Origin of the sequence: Vibrio panuliri, from assembly GCF_009938205.1 — a bacterium.
GTDB classification, from domain to species: domain Bacteria; phylum Pseudomonadota; class Gammaproteobacteria; order Enterobacterales; family Vibrionaceae; genus Vibrio; species Vibrio panuliri.
Map to the genome: position 1 here is coordinate 754,081 of NZ_AP019655.1, position 14,798 is coordinate 768,878.

14 protein-coding genes are annotated in these 14,798 nt (G+C 44.1%); 9 read left to right on the forward strand and 5 right to left on the reverse strand.

The annotated features are described in order from the left end of the window. Positions 1-146 precede the first annotated feature (146 nt). From GZK95_RS18125 to GZK95_RS18135, 3 genes are all read left to right on the forward strand, one after another. Positions 147-548: an NUDIX hydrolase gene (locus GZK95_RS18125; RefSeq protein ID WP_075713193.1), complete on the forward strand. Its 402-nt coding sequence runs from the start codon at positions 147-149 to the stop codon at positions 546-548. 154 nt (positions 549-702) lie between these two features. Continuing rightward, positions 703-954, forward strand: a complete 252-nt coding sequence (locus tag GZK95_RS18130) for a DUF2999 family protein (RefSeq protein ID WP_075707307.1) — start codon at positions 703-705, stop codon at positions 952-954. Between the two features lie 192 nt (positions 955-1,146). Further along, positions 1,147-4,188 carry a DUF748 domain-containing protein gene (locus GZK95_RS18135; protein ID WP_075713127.1) on the forward strand — a complete coding sequence of 1,014 codons (3,042 nt, stop codon included), beginning with the start codon at positions 1,147-1,149 and terminating at the stop codon, positions 4,186-4,188. Positions 4,189-4,238: 50 nt separating this feature from the next. Here GZK95_RS18135 and nrdF read toward each other — a convergent pair whose 3' ends face one another. The 4 genes from nrdF to nrdH are packed head-to-tail and all read right to left on the reverse strand — an operon-like array spanning position 4,239 to position 7,975. Then, the gene (gene nrdF / locus GZK95_RS18140) at positions 4,239-5,213 is read right to left on the reverse strand and encodes a class 1b ribonucleoside-diphosphate reductase subunit beta (RefSeq protein ID WP_075713125.1); all 975 of its coding nucleotides are present in this window, start codon (positions 5,211-5,213) and stop codon (positions 4,239-4,241) included. A 17-nt stretch (positions 5,214-5,230) separates the two neighbouring features. Next, positions 5,231-7,363, reverse strand: coding sequence for a class 1b ribonucleoside-diphosphate reductase subunit alpha (gene nrdE / locus GZK95_RS18145; RefSeq protein ID WP_075713123.1), 2,133 nt, complete (start codon positions 7,361-7,363; stop codon positions 5,231-5,233). Further along, positions 7,344-7,754: a class Ib ribonucleoside-diphosphate reductase assembly flavoprotein NrdI gene (nrdI, locus tag GZK95_RS18150; protein WP_075713121.1), complete on the reverse strand. Its 411-nt coding sequence runs from the start codon at positions 7,752-7,754 to the stop codon at positions 7,344-7,346. The genes nrdE and nrdI overlap by 20 nt, the downstream gene beginning before the upstream one ends. Next, a complete protein-coding gene (gene nrdH, locus GZK95_RS18155; RefSeq protein ID WP_075707318.1) occupies positions 7,754-7,975 on the reverse strand; it encodes a glutaredoxin-like protein NrdH in 222 nt (73 codons plus the stop codon). Before nrdH ends, nrdI begins: the two co-directional genes overlap by 1 nt. A 174-nt stretch (positions 7,976-8,149) precedes the next feature. Between nrdH and GZK95_RS18160 the strand changes: the two genes are divergently transcribed. From GZK95_RS18160 to GZK95_RS18185, 6 genes are read left to right on the forward strand one after another with little or no spacing between them, the layout of a single operon-like run. Then, positions 8,150-8,518: an iron-sulfur cluster assembly accessory protein gene (locus tag GZK95_RS18160; protein WP_075707320.1), complete on the forward strand. Its 369-nt coding sequence runs from the start codon at positions 8,150-8,152 to the stop codon at positions 8,516-8,518. 1 nt (position 8,519) lies between these two features. Continuing rightward, complete coding sequence (gene sufB / locus GZK95_RS18165; RefSeq protein WP_075707322.1) at positions 8,520-9,986, forward strand: Fe-S cluster assembly protein SufB; 1,467 nt, start codon at positions 8,520-8,522, stop codon at positions 9,984-9,986. Positions 9,987-9,988: 2 nt separating this feature from the next. Then, on the forward strand, positions 9,989-10,735 hold the full coding sequence (sufC, locus tag GZK95_RS18170) for a Fe-S cluster assembly ATPase SufC (protein ID WP_075713119.1): 747 nt from the start codon (positions 9,989-9,991) through the stop codon (positions 10,733-10,735). Continuing rightward, positions 10,710-11,981 (forward strand): Fe-S cluster assembly protein SufD, encoded by a 1,272-nt coding sequence (gene sufD, locus GZK95_RS18175; protein WP_075713117.1) that lies wholly within the window; start codon positions 10,710-10,712, stop codon positions 11,979-11,981. The genes sufC and sufD overlap by 26 nt, the downstream gene beginning before the upstream one ends. Continuing rightward, positions 11,971-13,203 carry a SufS family cysteine desulfurase gene (locus GZK95_RS18180; RefSeq protein WP_075713115.1) on the forward strand — a complete coding sequence of 411 codons (1,233 nt, stop codon included), beginning with the start codon at positions 11,971-11,973 and terminating at the stop codon, positions 13,201-13,203. The genes sufD and GZK95_RS18180 overlap by 11 nt, the downstream gene beginning before the upstream one ends. Positions 13,204-13,205: 2 nt before the next feature. Beyond that, positions 13,206-13,607, forward strand: coding sequence for a SufE family protein (locus tag GZK95_RS18185; protein ID WP_075713113.1), 402 nt, complete (start codon positions 13,206-13,208; stop codon positions 13,605-13,607). Positions 13,608-13,680: 73 nt separating this feature from the next. Here GZK95_RS18185 and yddG read toward each other — a convergent pair whose 3' ends face one another. Then, positions 13,681-14,598, reverse strand: a complete 918-nt coding sequence (gene yddG / locus GZK95_RS18190) for an aromatic amino acid DMT transporter YddG (RefSeq protein ID WP_075713111.1) — start codon at positions 14,596-14,598, stop codon at positions 13,681-13,683. Positions 14,599-14,798: the final 200 nt, after the last annotated feature.

The following is a 14,798-nucleotide window of genomic DNA, read 5'->3' on the forward strand; positions in this document are numbered from 1 at the left end:
GGTTTTGTGTAGAGTTTTTAACTCCATCACCTATTAATCAAAACTCATCAATATAACGTTAGAATTCGCCTAGTTAGAAACTAGAACAGATCATAGTGACTTGGATATAATGGCAGTTTAGTTAACTGTTAATAATGGAAGAAATCGTGGGAAAAGTGATCGATAAACTGGCTTGGATTACCATCAAAGATGGTAAGTTTTTGGCGGTGCGCTCTCAGGGCAAAGAGCTGTTCTACTTGCCGGGTGGTAAACGGGAGTTGGGCGAAAGTGATGAGCAGGCGCTAGTACGTGAAATCAAAGAGGAGTTGTCCGTTGATTTAGTTCCGAGCTCTATTCATTATGCTGGTACTTTTACTGCCCAAGCAGATGGTAAGGCAGAGGGCGTGTCTGTTCAGTTAACTTGCTATTTTGCTGATTTCTCTGGTGAGCTTGCAACTGCAGCTGAAATTGAAGAACTGCGATACATTGATAGTAGTGACCAGCCAATATGCTCTCTTGCTGCGTTAGTCGTTTTACGATGGTTAAAGGACCAACAACGGATTCGCTAACAAAGCCCTTGCCCAGTGATGGGAAAATGAACGGTAACAACACAGAACTGTTTAACCATTGTGCAAACAGTTTTCGTACTATTGTTTCCAGTTCAACGTCAAATGTGCAAATGGTAAAATCTCTCCATACCAAATCGAAATTAGAGGTAATTTGATGAACCCTATTCTTGCGATGCTCAAAGAACACAACATTAGTGACGAGCAAATCAAAGCGCTTTTTGAAGCATTAACTCAAAACCCATTGGCGGCGATGGCAACGATCTCTCAACTTGGATTGCCACAAGATAAGTTGCAGTTATTGATGGGGCAGGTCATGCAAAATCCTGCGTTGATCAAGGAAGCTGTTAATGAATTGGGCTTGGATTTCGCTAAAGTAGAAGCGGCGAAAGAACAGCTTAAAAAATAAGTGCTATCAGCAAAGGCTCATGGACTTTTCAGCGCGCTGCGTTTCATGACCTTTGCTTTGTTCAATTTGATCAATCTTACGTTCTGTTTGCCAAGAAAGGTGATTGATAAGAGAGAACTGTCTGTTTAATAAGAGTACATTCGGAAATACGAGTATTCTTGTCAGTCTATGATGTTGGAGTAGTGGGGTACAATGCCAAGCAAATTTAAGCAAGCCGTGACAAAGTTTAAAGCTTTGCCGAAACCTGTTCGTTGGGGAGCCTATGCGGCGGGTGGCTATCTATCCTATGCCGCGCTACTTGGTCTATTAGTGCCATATGTTGCTAAGCAGCAAATACCCGAACAGTTAAGCAAACTGATTGAGCGTCCTGTAACATTGACTGACGTGAAGATTAATCCTTTCACTCTCCAATTTAACCTTCATCAGTTTGCGATCTTAGAGCAGGATCAGCCATTTGTTCGTTTTGAAGACGCTGATTTTCAGATTAACTTTTGGCAATCACTTCTAAATGCTGAAGTGGCGATCGAACATATCAAACTTGATAAACCGTATGTCAATCTCAAACGTCTCGATAACCCAGATCAAGTAGAGTTTAACTTCAGTGATATTATTGCGGCTGTGGCAAAAAACACCGCCACCGCTGAGCAACCAACAGAGCAATCAAACGACGTAACCGACAGCAACGCTGCGTTATTTCCCGTGCGTATTTTGCATACGCGTTTGAGCGATGGACAAGTCGAGTTTGTGGATGGCGTTTCAGGTACCAAGTTGAGCTACCCAAGCATCAATTTGTCGTTAGGCGAGTTTTTTACTCAGCAAATATTCGATGCGCAAGCGAACCGCTATCAACTTACCATCAAAGATTCGGATTCAGCGACAATATCAGCAAGCGGTGCGATGCAACTAAAACCATTAAAAGTGGTGGGTAATATTGATATTGAGCAGATTCAATTACCACGGCTATGGGGTTTTGCTGCCGATAACTTCGATGCCAAATTAACCTCTGGGACGTTAAGTTTCTCTTCCAACTATCGCGTTGAACAAACGTTAGGTGAGTTGCCAGAGCAAGATACGATGAGTATTGCTACTGATTCTGGTCGCTTTTCTATTGAACAAGTGAACTTTGATGGCAATGGTAAGTCAGTCGTCTCTTTGCCTAGTCTATCTGTCAGCGATATTGCCGCAAATGTGAATAAACAACTCGTCACGCTTGGCACTATCGAGTCACATGGTTTAAATGTTGCAGTATCGGTTGATGATAGTGGTGTGGACCTAGCGAGTTTATTCACGCCAAAATCTTTGGGGCAAGAGGCTGACGTAAAACCAGAGGAAAACAACGCGGAAAGCACAAGCGATAGCGAGCAGCCATGGTTGGTTAAACTGGCTGGGATTGACTTAAAAGACTACCAGCTAAATGTGTCAGAGAAGCTAATCACGGCAAAAGCCAATCAATGGGTCGTGAGTCCAATTAATCTTTCGACTAAGCAGATTTCGAGTGATTTTTCGCAACCGATAGAGTTCGATCTTTTTGCCTCACTAAATGGCAAGGGAAATATCGGCGTGCAAGGTCAAGCAGACATTAGTAAACAAGCGGTTGATGCGGATATTGATGTTGAAGCGTTGAAGTTATCGCAATTCCAGCCTTATATTGCTACTGCGGTTAATGCGACATTAACCAGCGGTGAACTCAATACCAACACTAAGTTGATTGCAGCAGCGGACGGCAAAGTAAAAGCGAGTGGTAGTGCAAAAGTTACTCATCTTTCAGTGCGCGATAACAAACTCAAAAAGCCTTTCGTTAAATGGCGTTCTCTTGCGGTTAATAAGTTTGACTTTGACATCGAGAAATCTAAGTTAGCCATCGACACGTTAACGCTCAGTCAGCCTTATGCGCGAGTGGTGATCAACAAAGATCGAACGACAAACTTGGGCGACTTAGTGGTGCAACAGCCAAAGAGTGAGCAAAAAGGGCAAGCCAACCAGAAAGTCAAATCGCAAAGTCAGCCATTTGCGTTAAGCGTGCGCAAAGTGGCGTTTAATAATGGCTCTGCGTTTTTCGCTGATAACTCATTAACGCCAAATTTCTCTTCGGGTATTGAGCAACTCAACGGACAGGTCGGTCATATTTCTAGCGTACCTGGTACCAAAGCATCGGTTGATATTAGTGGCAATATTGATCGTTATGCTCCGGTAAAAATCAAAGGGGAAATTAACCCTCTGTTGGAGAAACCGTATCTTGATTTGGATGTGCTGTTTAAGAGTGTTGAGTTAACTACGGTGAACCCTTATTCAGGTACATACGCGGGCCATTACATTGATAAAGGTCAGCTAACTTTGGCACTAAACTATCAACTTGAAAACAATCAGCTGAAAGGGTCAAACCATGTTGTGATTGACCAACTTAAGTTGGGTCAAGCGAGTGAAAGTGACCTTGCCACCGATCTGCCTATCGAGCTGGCGATTGCGCTGTTACAAGACCGAGATGGCGTGATTGATTTAGGGGTTGATGTTTCTGGTGATATTAACGATCCGGACTTTAGCCTTGGTGGTGTGATTTGGCATACCATTACTAACATCATTACCAAGGCCGTAACGGCACCATTTTCATTTATCGCTGGGCTAGCCGATGCGGATGACGAGCTGAATGTGATTGATTTTGCCTCTGGCGTGTCGCAACTGAGCACAGAGCAACAAGAGAAGTTGACGACACTCGGCGAAGCGCTAACGAGTCGTCCTAAGCTGACCTTGTCAGTGGATGGTTCAGTCAATGCCGTTGAAGACAGTAAAGCGCTTGCGCTGATTAAGTTTGATCAGCTTTTGGCTGCGCAAGCGAAAACAACGGCAGAACAGCTTCCGGCTGATTTGAGTGCGACGACGGTTCCTATTGAGGGGCCACTTTCTGACGCTCTTCAAGCACTTTATAAGAATGAGTTTGGTCAAGAAGCAGAGACGGTACGCGATAAAATCGAACAAGAGTTAGATGATAACAACGAGCAGTATACGGATGAGGATCTTGATCGACGTTGGCATATTGCGTTGTATAACTTAACTCTAAATCACCAACAGGTGTCTGAAGGCGAGTTGGGTAAGCTTGCTCAACAACGTGCTCAGGCAGTGAAAGCCTATTTAGTTGATGTGGTGAAAATCGATGCATCACGGGTCTTTTTGCTTGATAGCCGCTTTGATATTAAACAAGATGCTAGTGAAGTTCTTCTCTCGTTAGAAGCGAACTAGCCAACACCAGCAAGTAATAAAGAGAAGTACATGGTACTTCTCTTTTTTTATCAGAAGTCCCAGTCTTCATCTTCTGTCGCAACCGCTTTACCAATGACATAGGATGAGCCGGATCCAGAAAAGAAATCGTGGTTTTCATCAGCATTGGGTGAAAGCGCCGCCATAATCGCTGGGCTCACTTGGCATAGCTCATCTGGGAACAGAGGTTCAAAGCCAAGGTTCATCAGAGCTTTATTTGCGTTGTAATGCAGAAAGTGTTTTACATCTTCAGTGAGCCCAACATTATCGTAGAGTGTTTCCGTGTACTCACACTCAATTTCATACAAAGAAAACATCAACGCAAACGCTTCGTCTTTGATGTGAGTTTGCTCGTCAACTGAGAGTTCGTTGTAGGCTTGTTGAAATTTGTAACCGATATAGTAACCGTGAATCGCTTCATCTCGGATGATGAGGCGAATCAGATCCGCGGTATTGGTCAGTTTAGCGCGACTGGACCAATGCATCGGTAGATAAAACCCAGAATAAAAAAGAAAACTTTCTAGAAAAACACTCGCCACTTTCTTTTTCAGCGGGTTTTGATTGGCTTGATAGTCTTGCAGAATCAGTTTGGCTTTTTGTTGTAAAAACGGGTTTTCTTCTGCCCAACGAAATGCTTCATCAATTTGTGGCGTGGTGCATAGGGTTGAGAAGACAGAAGAATAGCTACGTGCGTGCACAGCCTCCATAAAAGCGATATTGGTCAGTACCGCTTCTTCATGTTGTGTGCGAGCGTCAGGCATTAAGCTAGGCGCTCCCACAGAGTTTTGAATCGTGTCTAGCAAAGTGAGTCCAGTAAAAACTCGAATGGTCAGAGTTTGTTCCTCGTCAGTCAGTTGCTTCCAAGTTTGTATATCATTTGATAAAGGCACCTTCTCTGGTAGCCAAAAATTGACCGTTAGTCGGTTCCATATCTCAAGATCTTTGTCATCTTGGAGCTTGTTCCAGTTGATTGCTTTTACTGGCGCGTCAATTGGTGGGGTTATCATAATATCTAGTCCCTATACTAAAGCGTGCATGAAACACAGCCATCGACTTGTGTTCCCTCAAGGGCTTTTTGTCGCATTCGAATGTAGTAGAGCGTTTTAATGTTCTTCTTCCACGCGTAGATTTGGGCTTTGTTTATATCCCGAGTGGTCACATTGTCGCCGAAGAACAATGTTAAAGAGAGCCCTTGATCGACATGTTCGGTTGCCGCGGCATAAACATCAATAATGGCATTAGGCCCGATCTCGTACGCATCACGATAGTAGTCAAGATTGCTATTATCGAGATAGGGAGCAGGGAAGTAGACTCGGCCAATTTTACCCTCTTTACGGATTTCTACCTTGGATGTGACCGGATGAATTGAGGCGGTTGCGTCGTTGATATAACTGATTGAACCGGTAGGAGGAATCGCTTGTAGGTTGCGATTGTAAAGTCCATCCAGCATCACTTGCTGTTTGAGCGTTGCCCAGTCATCTTGATTAGGTACAGTCAGGCCAAATTTATCCAACAAAGAGGCGACCTTATCTGTGGTTGGTTGATAAGATTGTTCAAGATACTTTTGAAAGAACTCTCCCGTGGCATAAGTTGAGCGATCAAAGCCACTAAAGCTAGATTGTTTCTCCTTCGCCAAACGATTTGAAGTCACTAAACAATGGAACAGCACGGTAGAAAAGTAGGCTTGGGTAAAATCGATCGCTTCAATGCTATCGTAGTGAATTCTCTCCCTTGCTAAGAAACCATGCAAGTTCATCTGGCCTAAACCAATTGCATGACTTTCATCATTTCCTCGTCGAATAGAGGGGACACTGTCAATTTGGCTCATTTCAGAGACAGCATTGAGCGCACGAACAGAAACATCAATGGTATGGGCAACATCACCTCCATCGATTGCTTTAGCAATATTGATTGAGCCTAAGTTGCAGGATATATCACGACCTAAATGGGCGTAGCTTAAGTCGTCGTTAAACTGACTGGCATCGTTGACTTGCAGAATCTCTGAACAGAGATTCGACATATTAATACGACCCTCAATTGGGTTAGCACGATTTACCGTATCCTCGAACATAATGTAAGGATAACCAGATTCAAACTGAATTTCGGCCAATGTTTGGAACAAGCCACGCGCACTAATTTTGCTTTTTCGAATACGTGGGTCATCGACCATTTCATGATATTGGTCAGTGATGCTGATTTCAGAAAATGCTTTACCGTAAACCTTTTCAACATCGTGGGGAGAGAAAAGGTACATATCTTTGTTTTGCTTCGCTAATTCAAGGGTAATATCAGGAATCACTACCCCTAAGCTTAAGGTCTTGATACGGATCTTTTCATCAGCATTCTCTCTTTTCGTATCCAGAAATTGCATGATATCGGGATGATGAACATTCAGATAAACCGCGCCTGCGCCTTGCCTAGCCCCTAACTGATTCGCGTAAGAGAAGCTATCTTCAAGCAACTTCATCACAGGAATAACCCCAGAACTCTGGTTAAGGATCCCTTTAATTGGCGCACCTTGTTCACGTAAATTAGATAAAAGTAACGCGACTCCGCCTCCCCGACGAGACAATTGGAGTGAGGAATTGATTGCACGCCCAATACTTTCCATATTGTCTTCAATACGCAATAGAAAACACGAAATCAGCTCACCGCGACTTTTCTTACCTGCGTTGATAAATGTGGGTGTCGCTGGTTGAAAGCGCTGATAAATGATTTCAAACATCAACTGCGCGGCGAGTGTTTCGTCACCTCGTGCTAGCGTTAATGCGGTCATTACTACACGGTCTTCGAAGCGTTCTAGATAACGTTGCCCATCCCGAGTTTTCAGCGCGTAGGAGGTAAAGAATTTGTATGCGCCGAGAAAGGTACGGAAGCGGAATTTAACGCCATAGGCTTGATCCCAAATTTGCGTGATGAACTCTGGGCTATATTGTTCTAACACATGGGCGTCGTAATAACCTTCGTTAACCAGATAATCGAGCTTTTCGTTCAAATTATGAAAGAAAACGGTGTTTTGATTGACGTGTTGCAAGAAAAACTGTCGGGCAGCTTGCCGATCAGCGTCGAACTGGATTTCACCATGCTCATTGAGCAGGTTGAGCATCGCATTCAACTCATGGTAGTTGAGTGATTGGTTAGGAAATTGATTGTCCATGATGGTTCCAAAACTGTGAGAGTCCTTGACGTACAGCCTGTACGTCGCGTGGAGTGCCGGATAGTTCAAATCGATACAGGATTGGTACACCGCATTTATCAGCGATGACTCGGCCTGATTGGGCAAACAATGCCCCAAAATTTCGATTACCCGTTGCAATCACCCCAGCGAGCAATGAACGTGTTCTAATATCGTTAAGTGCTTTAATAACTGATTTCGGAACAGCGCCTTTTCCATTGCCATCTGCGTACGTCGGGCAAATCAATACAAATGGTTGATCAATACGCGGGGTCGGTTTGCTCGGGTCAATTGGTAACCGAATTGCTGGCAAAGCTAGTTGCTTAATAAAGCGATGCGTATTGCCTGAAGCGCTGGAGTAGTAAACGATCATCAGTTGATTTGGCTGATCATATCAGGGCGAAAGCCTGACCAATGTTGCGTTCCAGCAACCACGACAGGCGCTTGCTTATATCCCATCGATTGAACCGTGCTCATCGCACGCTCATCTTGGGTGAGATCGATAACTTTATGTGGGATCCCCTTAGTGTTGAGTGCTTTGACTGTCGCTGTACATTGCACACATTGAGGTTTTGAATAAACAATGATGTCCATAGTTATCTCCTTTCATTAAATGATACTCATTATTGTTTAGATACTACATATGGTATTTCAAAAAACACGATGTCAATATGTTGGTTGTTCTTATAATTTCCCCACAAATGTCATGGTTGATAATATTGTGATAATGATTATCATTCGGATAATTTTCCTGTTTAAGGTGGTGCAATGAACGCACAAAAATCACAAGCCGCACAGATTTCATTGTTAGATATGGAATGGAAAGGAGTGTGCTTAACTGCGGATGCAGCAAAGAGAGTTTTTCAACTTTGCCAAGAAGGAAGCTACTTCCATGTAAGTGTTAGACCCTCTGGATGCACAGGCTTTGCTTACCAAGTTCAACTGATAGAGTCTCCTAGTCACGACGATATTCGATTTGTCAGTCAAGATGTTGAGTTTTATGTCGCGCTTAACGCTATGCCGATGCTCGACGGCACAGAAATCGATTATGTAAGACAAGGTCTAAACAGTAGTTTTGTTTATCACAATCCAAACGTAAAAAATATGTGTGGTTGTGGTGAAAGTTTTGGAGTCTGAAATGTCAGCAGTAGAGACACAATCAGAAGTACAAGAACTACTTCATGAACGCGGCTATGCTGAGGGTTTCTATACTGAGCTTAGCTCAGATACCCTGTCTGTAGGCATCAATGAAGACGTCGTGAGGGCAATATCAGCCAAGCGAAATGAGCCAAGTTGGATGCTTGAGTTTAGACTCAATGCATTTCGTCAGTGGCAAAAGATGACAGAACCACATTGGCTTAAAGCACAATATCCATCACTTGACTATCAGGCATACAGTTACTATTCGGCACCCTCATGTGAAAAATGCGATGGCAGTGCAGAAAACGATGATGGTTCCAATGAATACTTAACCCAAGAAGTTGAAAACGCATTCGAAAAGTTGGGTGTACCCGTTCGAGAAGGCAGCGATATCGCTGTTGACGCAATTTTTGACTCGGTTTCTGTGACCACAACCTATCAAAATGAACTTAAACAACATGGCATTATTTTTTGCTCATTCAGCGAAGCCATTCAAGCGCATCCAGACTTAGTTCAAAAGTATCTCGGGACCGTCGTGCCTAGCAACGACAATTTTTTTGCGGCACTGAATGCTGCGGTCGCTTCGGACGGAACTTTCGTCTATATCCCTAAAGGGGTTCGTTGCCCACGAGAACTCTCAACTTACTTCAGAATCAATCAAGCCAAAACGGGACAGTTTGAACGTACGATATTGATCGCTGATGAAGACTCATATGTCAGCTATATCGAAGGCTGCTCAGCACCGATGCGTGACTCCTATCAACTGCATGCTGCGGTTGTGGAAGTCATTATTCATCGCAATGCGGAGGTAAAATATTCAACCGTTCAGAACTGGTTTTCCGGAGAAGGTGAAACACAAGGTGGCATATTAAACTTTGTTACTAAGCGTGCGATTTGTGAGGGGGAAAACAGCAAAATGTCGTGGACTCAGTCTGAAACGGGCTCTGCCATCACATGGAAATATCCAAGTGTTATCTTAAAAGGTGATCACTCGGTTGGTGAGTTTTTCTCTGTCGCGCTAACAAACGGAACCCAACAAGCGGATACAGGGACGAAGATGATTCATATCGGCAAAAACAGCCGTTCGACCATTATCTCTAAAGGTATCTCCGCGGGTAAAAGTGAAAACAGTTATCGTGGATTAGTCAAAATTCTTCCAACCGCTCATGGAGCGCGCAATTTCACGCAATGTGACTCAATGCTTATTGGCAGTGAATGTGGTGCGCATACCTTTCCTTATATTGAAGTAAAAAATCCAACCGCTCAAGTTGAGCATGAAGCGACGACATCCCGTATCGGAGAAGATCAATTGTTTTACTGCGTGCAACGCGGCATCAGTGAAGATGACGCAATCTCAATGATAGTGAACGGCTTTTGCAAAGATGTGTTTTCGGAGTTGCCGTTAGAGTTTGCTGTCGAAGCGCAAAAGCTTCTTTCAATCAGCCTTGAACATAGCGTGGGGTAAAAATGCTAGAAATTAATGATTTGCATGTGAGTGTTGAGGATAAACCGATCCTTCGAGGTATCAATTTGTCGATAAAGCCCGGTGAAGTGCACGCAATCATGGGGCCTAATGGTTCGGGTAAGAGTACGCTTTCGTCTGCGCTGGCTGGTAAAGAAGAGTACCAAATCGATCAAGGGTCGATTTGGTTCAAAGGTAAAGACTTGGTTGAGTTGGAAGCCGATGAGCGAGCCGGTGAAGGTGTCTTCTTGGCATTCCAATACCCGGTGGAGATTCCTGGGGTGAGCAACAAGCTGTTCTTAAGAACCGCCTTGAACGGCATTCGCTCATATCGAGGAGAAAATGAGATCGACCGATTCGAGTTTGAAGACTTACTTGAAGAGAAGGCGACACTGTTGCAAATGCCTGTCGATTTATTGCAGCGCTCTGTCAACGAAGGCTTCTCTGGTGGTGAAAAGAAACGGAATGACATTTTACAAATGGCTGTTCTTTCCCCCCAGTTATGCATTCTCGATGAGACGGACTCAGGCTTGGATATTGACGCATTGAAAGCGGTGGCAACTGGTGTCAACGCGCTTAGAGATGGTCAACGTTCATTTATAATGGTGACGCATTACCAGCGCATTCTTGATTACATTAAACCCGATTTTGTTCATGTTTTGTACCAAGGGAAAATTATCAAATCAGGCGATCATTCACTCGCTAAAGAATTAGAGGAAAAGGGTTATGGCTGGCTTACCTCTAATGAATGACGCACACTTAAACAGAAGCTTGGCAAAGATGACTCAGGAGAGTACATGGCAGAAAGCACAATGGAGTAGGCTCGCGGAAGTAGGGTTGCCAGACTCTAGTGATGAAGCCTGGCGGTATACGCCATTGTCATCGTTTAAGCAGTTACCATTGCGTTATGCCAAGTTCCAACCAGCGGAAAACATCTCATACGAAAGCCTCAGCTTAGGTTTAGACAGTTATCGGTTGGTATTTTTTGATGGGCGATTCTCCTTCCGTTGCTCTGATTGGATACCTCATGCGACGATAACGCCTTTGCATTGCGTCACTGACGTAGACAGCCATGAGTTACGAAAAGCGATCAAACCCGATGCATTTGTTTACTTGACCGATGCTACGGCGAGTGGAGGCGTGTTGATTGAAGTGGCAGCAAACCGCGTGATTGATAAACCCATTTACCTGCTTCATATCAACAGTGGTAACAAAGGTGATGTATGTAGTTACAGACATCATGTCGACCTTGGGACAGGAGCCCAGTGCGAAATTATTGAACACCACGTATCGCTCGAACAAGGAGGTGGGGTGACGCTGTCACGGTTAACTGGTTTGGTTCAAAATGGAGCACGCTTCTACCATACCAAGTTGATTGAAGAGTCAGGTCAACAGCACCATTTTGGACACAATGATACTGTGCTAGAACGAGATGCTTTTGCGCAAACCACTACCATGGCCTTGTCTGGACGATTGGTCCGCCACCAAAATAGCAGCGCACTGCGTGGCGAAAATGGTTATATAGAGATGAACAGCTTATCGTTACCCCATGCGCAACACACCTTTGATAATCGAACCTATTTAAGCCATGCAGCTGCGCATTGTATCAGTAAGCAACTGCATAAAATTATTGCCAAAGATGAGGCAACCGGCGTGTTTGAGGGAATGATTTACGTCGCTCCAGTAGCACAACAAACCGATGGGCAGATGGACAGTCACAATTTGCTACTTGGTGAAAGTGCCACAGTGAATACTAAGCCTCAGTTAGAGATATACGCGGATGATGTTAAATGCAGTCACGGAGCGACCTCTGGACAACTTAATCGTGACCAAATTGACTATATGCGAGCTCGTGGCATTCCGAAGTCGCTTGCTGAGAGTATGCTACTGAAAGCATTTGCAAGTGAGGTCGCATTTAAGTTGCGCAACCCATTGGTAAAAGAACATGTCCTTGCGAGGATAGACCATCTAGTACGAGGTGATCGTGATGCGAAGTAGTCAAGCGATCATTAGTCCGTGGTTTGATGATTTTCCGACACTAAAGCAAAAGGTGTATGACAGTCGGTTGGTGTATCTTGATACCGCTGCAACAGCACAAACGCCTAATTGTGTTATTGATAGAATGACGCGTTTTTATCAACAGGAATACGCCTCCGTGCATCGAGGTATTCACTACATGAGCGCGAAAGCAACCGAAGATATGGAGATGGTTCGCCATGAGGTTGCGAAGTTTGTGCAGGCGGGATCGTCAAACAATATCATCTTTACCAAAGGCAGTACTGAGGCCATAAATTTGGTTGCGTACAGCTACTTGAAACCGTTACTTGCTCCCGGTGATGAAATTATTATCAGTGAGATGGAGCATCACGCCAATATTGTGCCGTGGCAGTTAATTGCAGATATGTGCGGAGCCCAGATAAAGGTTTGGGGGCTAAATCGCAATGATCAGCTATCTATCGAACACTTACAGCAACTTATCACCAGTAAGACGCGACTGATAGCGGTAACTCATGTGTCGAACGTCTTAGGGGTTGTTAACCCAATCAAAGCCGTCGTGAATCTAGCTCGAAAAAATAATATTGCGGTTCTAGTCGACGGGGCTCAGGCGGTAATGCATCAACGTGTCGACGTTACAAGTCTTGATTGCGATTTTTATGTCTTTTCTGCACACAAACTATATGGCCCCACTGGCACCGGTGTGCTTTATGCTAAATCAAAACATTTAGAAAGAATGATTCCTTGGGAAGGCGGGGGAGCGATGATTGATCAGGTCACTTTACCTAGCGGCACTTCTTACGGTAAAGCACCTTGGCGATTTGAAGCGGGTACGCCGAATATTGTAGGAATATTAGGTTTGGGGGTCGCCATTCGCTACTTACAAGAGATCGGAATAGAAAATATTGCCCATCATGAAACAAAGGTAATGCGGTATCTTACGGACGCTATGAGTTCGCTAAGTGGTGTTGAAACTTATGGCAATGATGATGCGCGAGTTGGCGTGCTTTCGTTTAACGTATCAGGTCAGCATGCATTTGATATAGGCTCATTTCTTGACCGATATGGTGTGGCAATTCGTACTGGGCATCATTGCGCGATGCCGTTAATCAAGCATCTTGGTCAAAGTGCGGTCTGTAGAGCATCGATTGGTATGTATAGTCAATCTCAAGATGTAGATGCATTGGTGCATGGATTAAGTCGTATCAAGCAGTTATTGAGGTAGTTATGACACCTGAAAAAGTCGTTAAAAACTTTGCGCGATGCAGCGATTGGGAAGAACGTTACCTATATCTGATTGAACTCGGGGAGCAACTACCGAACTTCCCTCAAGAACAAATGACCGAGCAGTTTCTTTTGCCAGGTTGTCAAAGTCGGGTTTGGTTGGTGCAACGCTATCAAGATGATCAATTAAACATCCGTGCCACGAGTGATGCTGCACTCGTTAAAGGATTGCTAAAGCTAGTGCTTATTGCCTATGACGGTAAGAGTAAAAACCAAGTGTGTGATTTCGATATCGAAGCTTGGTTTAAACAGTTGGAACTTAGCAGTCACCTCAGCTCTAGTAGGACACAGGGCTTAGAAGCGATGGTTAGAGCAATCACAGCTTTTGCGGTGCACAACGACTAGTAGACTTCTGACGCTAAGCAAAGTGAGCATAGAACACTTTGCTTAGGCAGATATTTTGCTATTTATCCTAGTATTATGAGGATGTCTGCACCGCGTTTTTCGCGACCTTTTCTCGGGTAACGTACCAGCAAGTCAATGACCCTAAAGTGACCATTATTACTCCGTACCAAAAGTTATGACTTAGGCTTACGCCAAGAATAAGCGACGAAAACAGAGCGGACAGTACCGGCGTGAAGTTAGATAGCGTTGCTAGAAACACCATGTTGCCACCAATAATCGCGATATTCCAAAGACCATAACCTCCAGCCATTAGGAATGCGGTCGCAAATAAAGTCAGTGATGCGGTCCAAGAAAACTCCATCGGTGGTTCATTGCTGAACGCATACTTAATCCAGAGTGATACGGCTGTTGCGATAAAAAATAGTGTGATGGCATTATGCTTAGATTGCTGTCTGCGGGTTAAGTTGCAGTAAAACGCCCACAGCACTGCTCCCGTTAATGCCATCAAATAGACTTTTGGGTTATCACCGACATTATTGATTAATTGCTGGATAGAAAAGCCTTGATCGCCACTCACCGTTATCGCAACGCCAACAAACGCCATCATGATTGCCGGATAGAGTAATTTATTTGGCCGCTGACTACTGGTCATGACTGCAAACAAAACGGTAAGAGCAGGCCAGAGGTAATTGACGATAGAGACTTCAATGGCTTGTGCACGATTGTTGGAGTAGCCCAACGATAAAGCCAACAACATTTCATAGGCGACAAAAAGTGCGCCACCGATAATCAGATAACGTACTGAAAACAGCGATGGTTTTGGAATCCCCACCACAATCATTAAAAGTATCGATGCGACACTATAGAGCATCGCACTGCCTCCAACAGGGCCTAGATGCTCGGTGACCAATCGCGCACTTGCTAGCAAGCAGCTCCAAAATAGTATCGCGACACAACCAAAAATGGTAAATCGAACTTGGCTCTTATCCATATATATAACTACTTGAAAATAGATGGCTATTTCACGTCGCAGTTTTCTTTGTACTCGAACCTATGACAATGCTTTGAATCTAGCACCTTGAAGTCATTTGAGTATCAATCTGCAACGCTGTTTATCAAGTTGCAGAGGATACCTTAATTCTCAGTGTTTGAAATACTCCAGTCGCATTCAAGACAAACATTTTTGTTAGC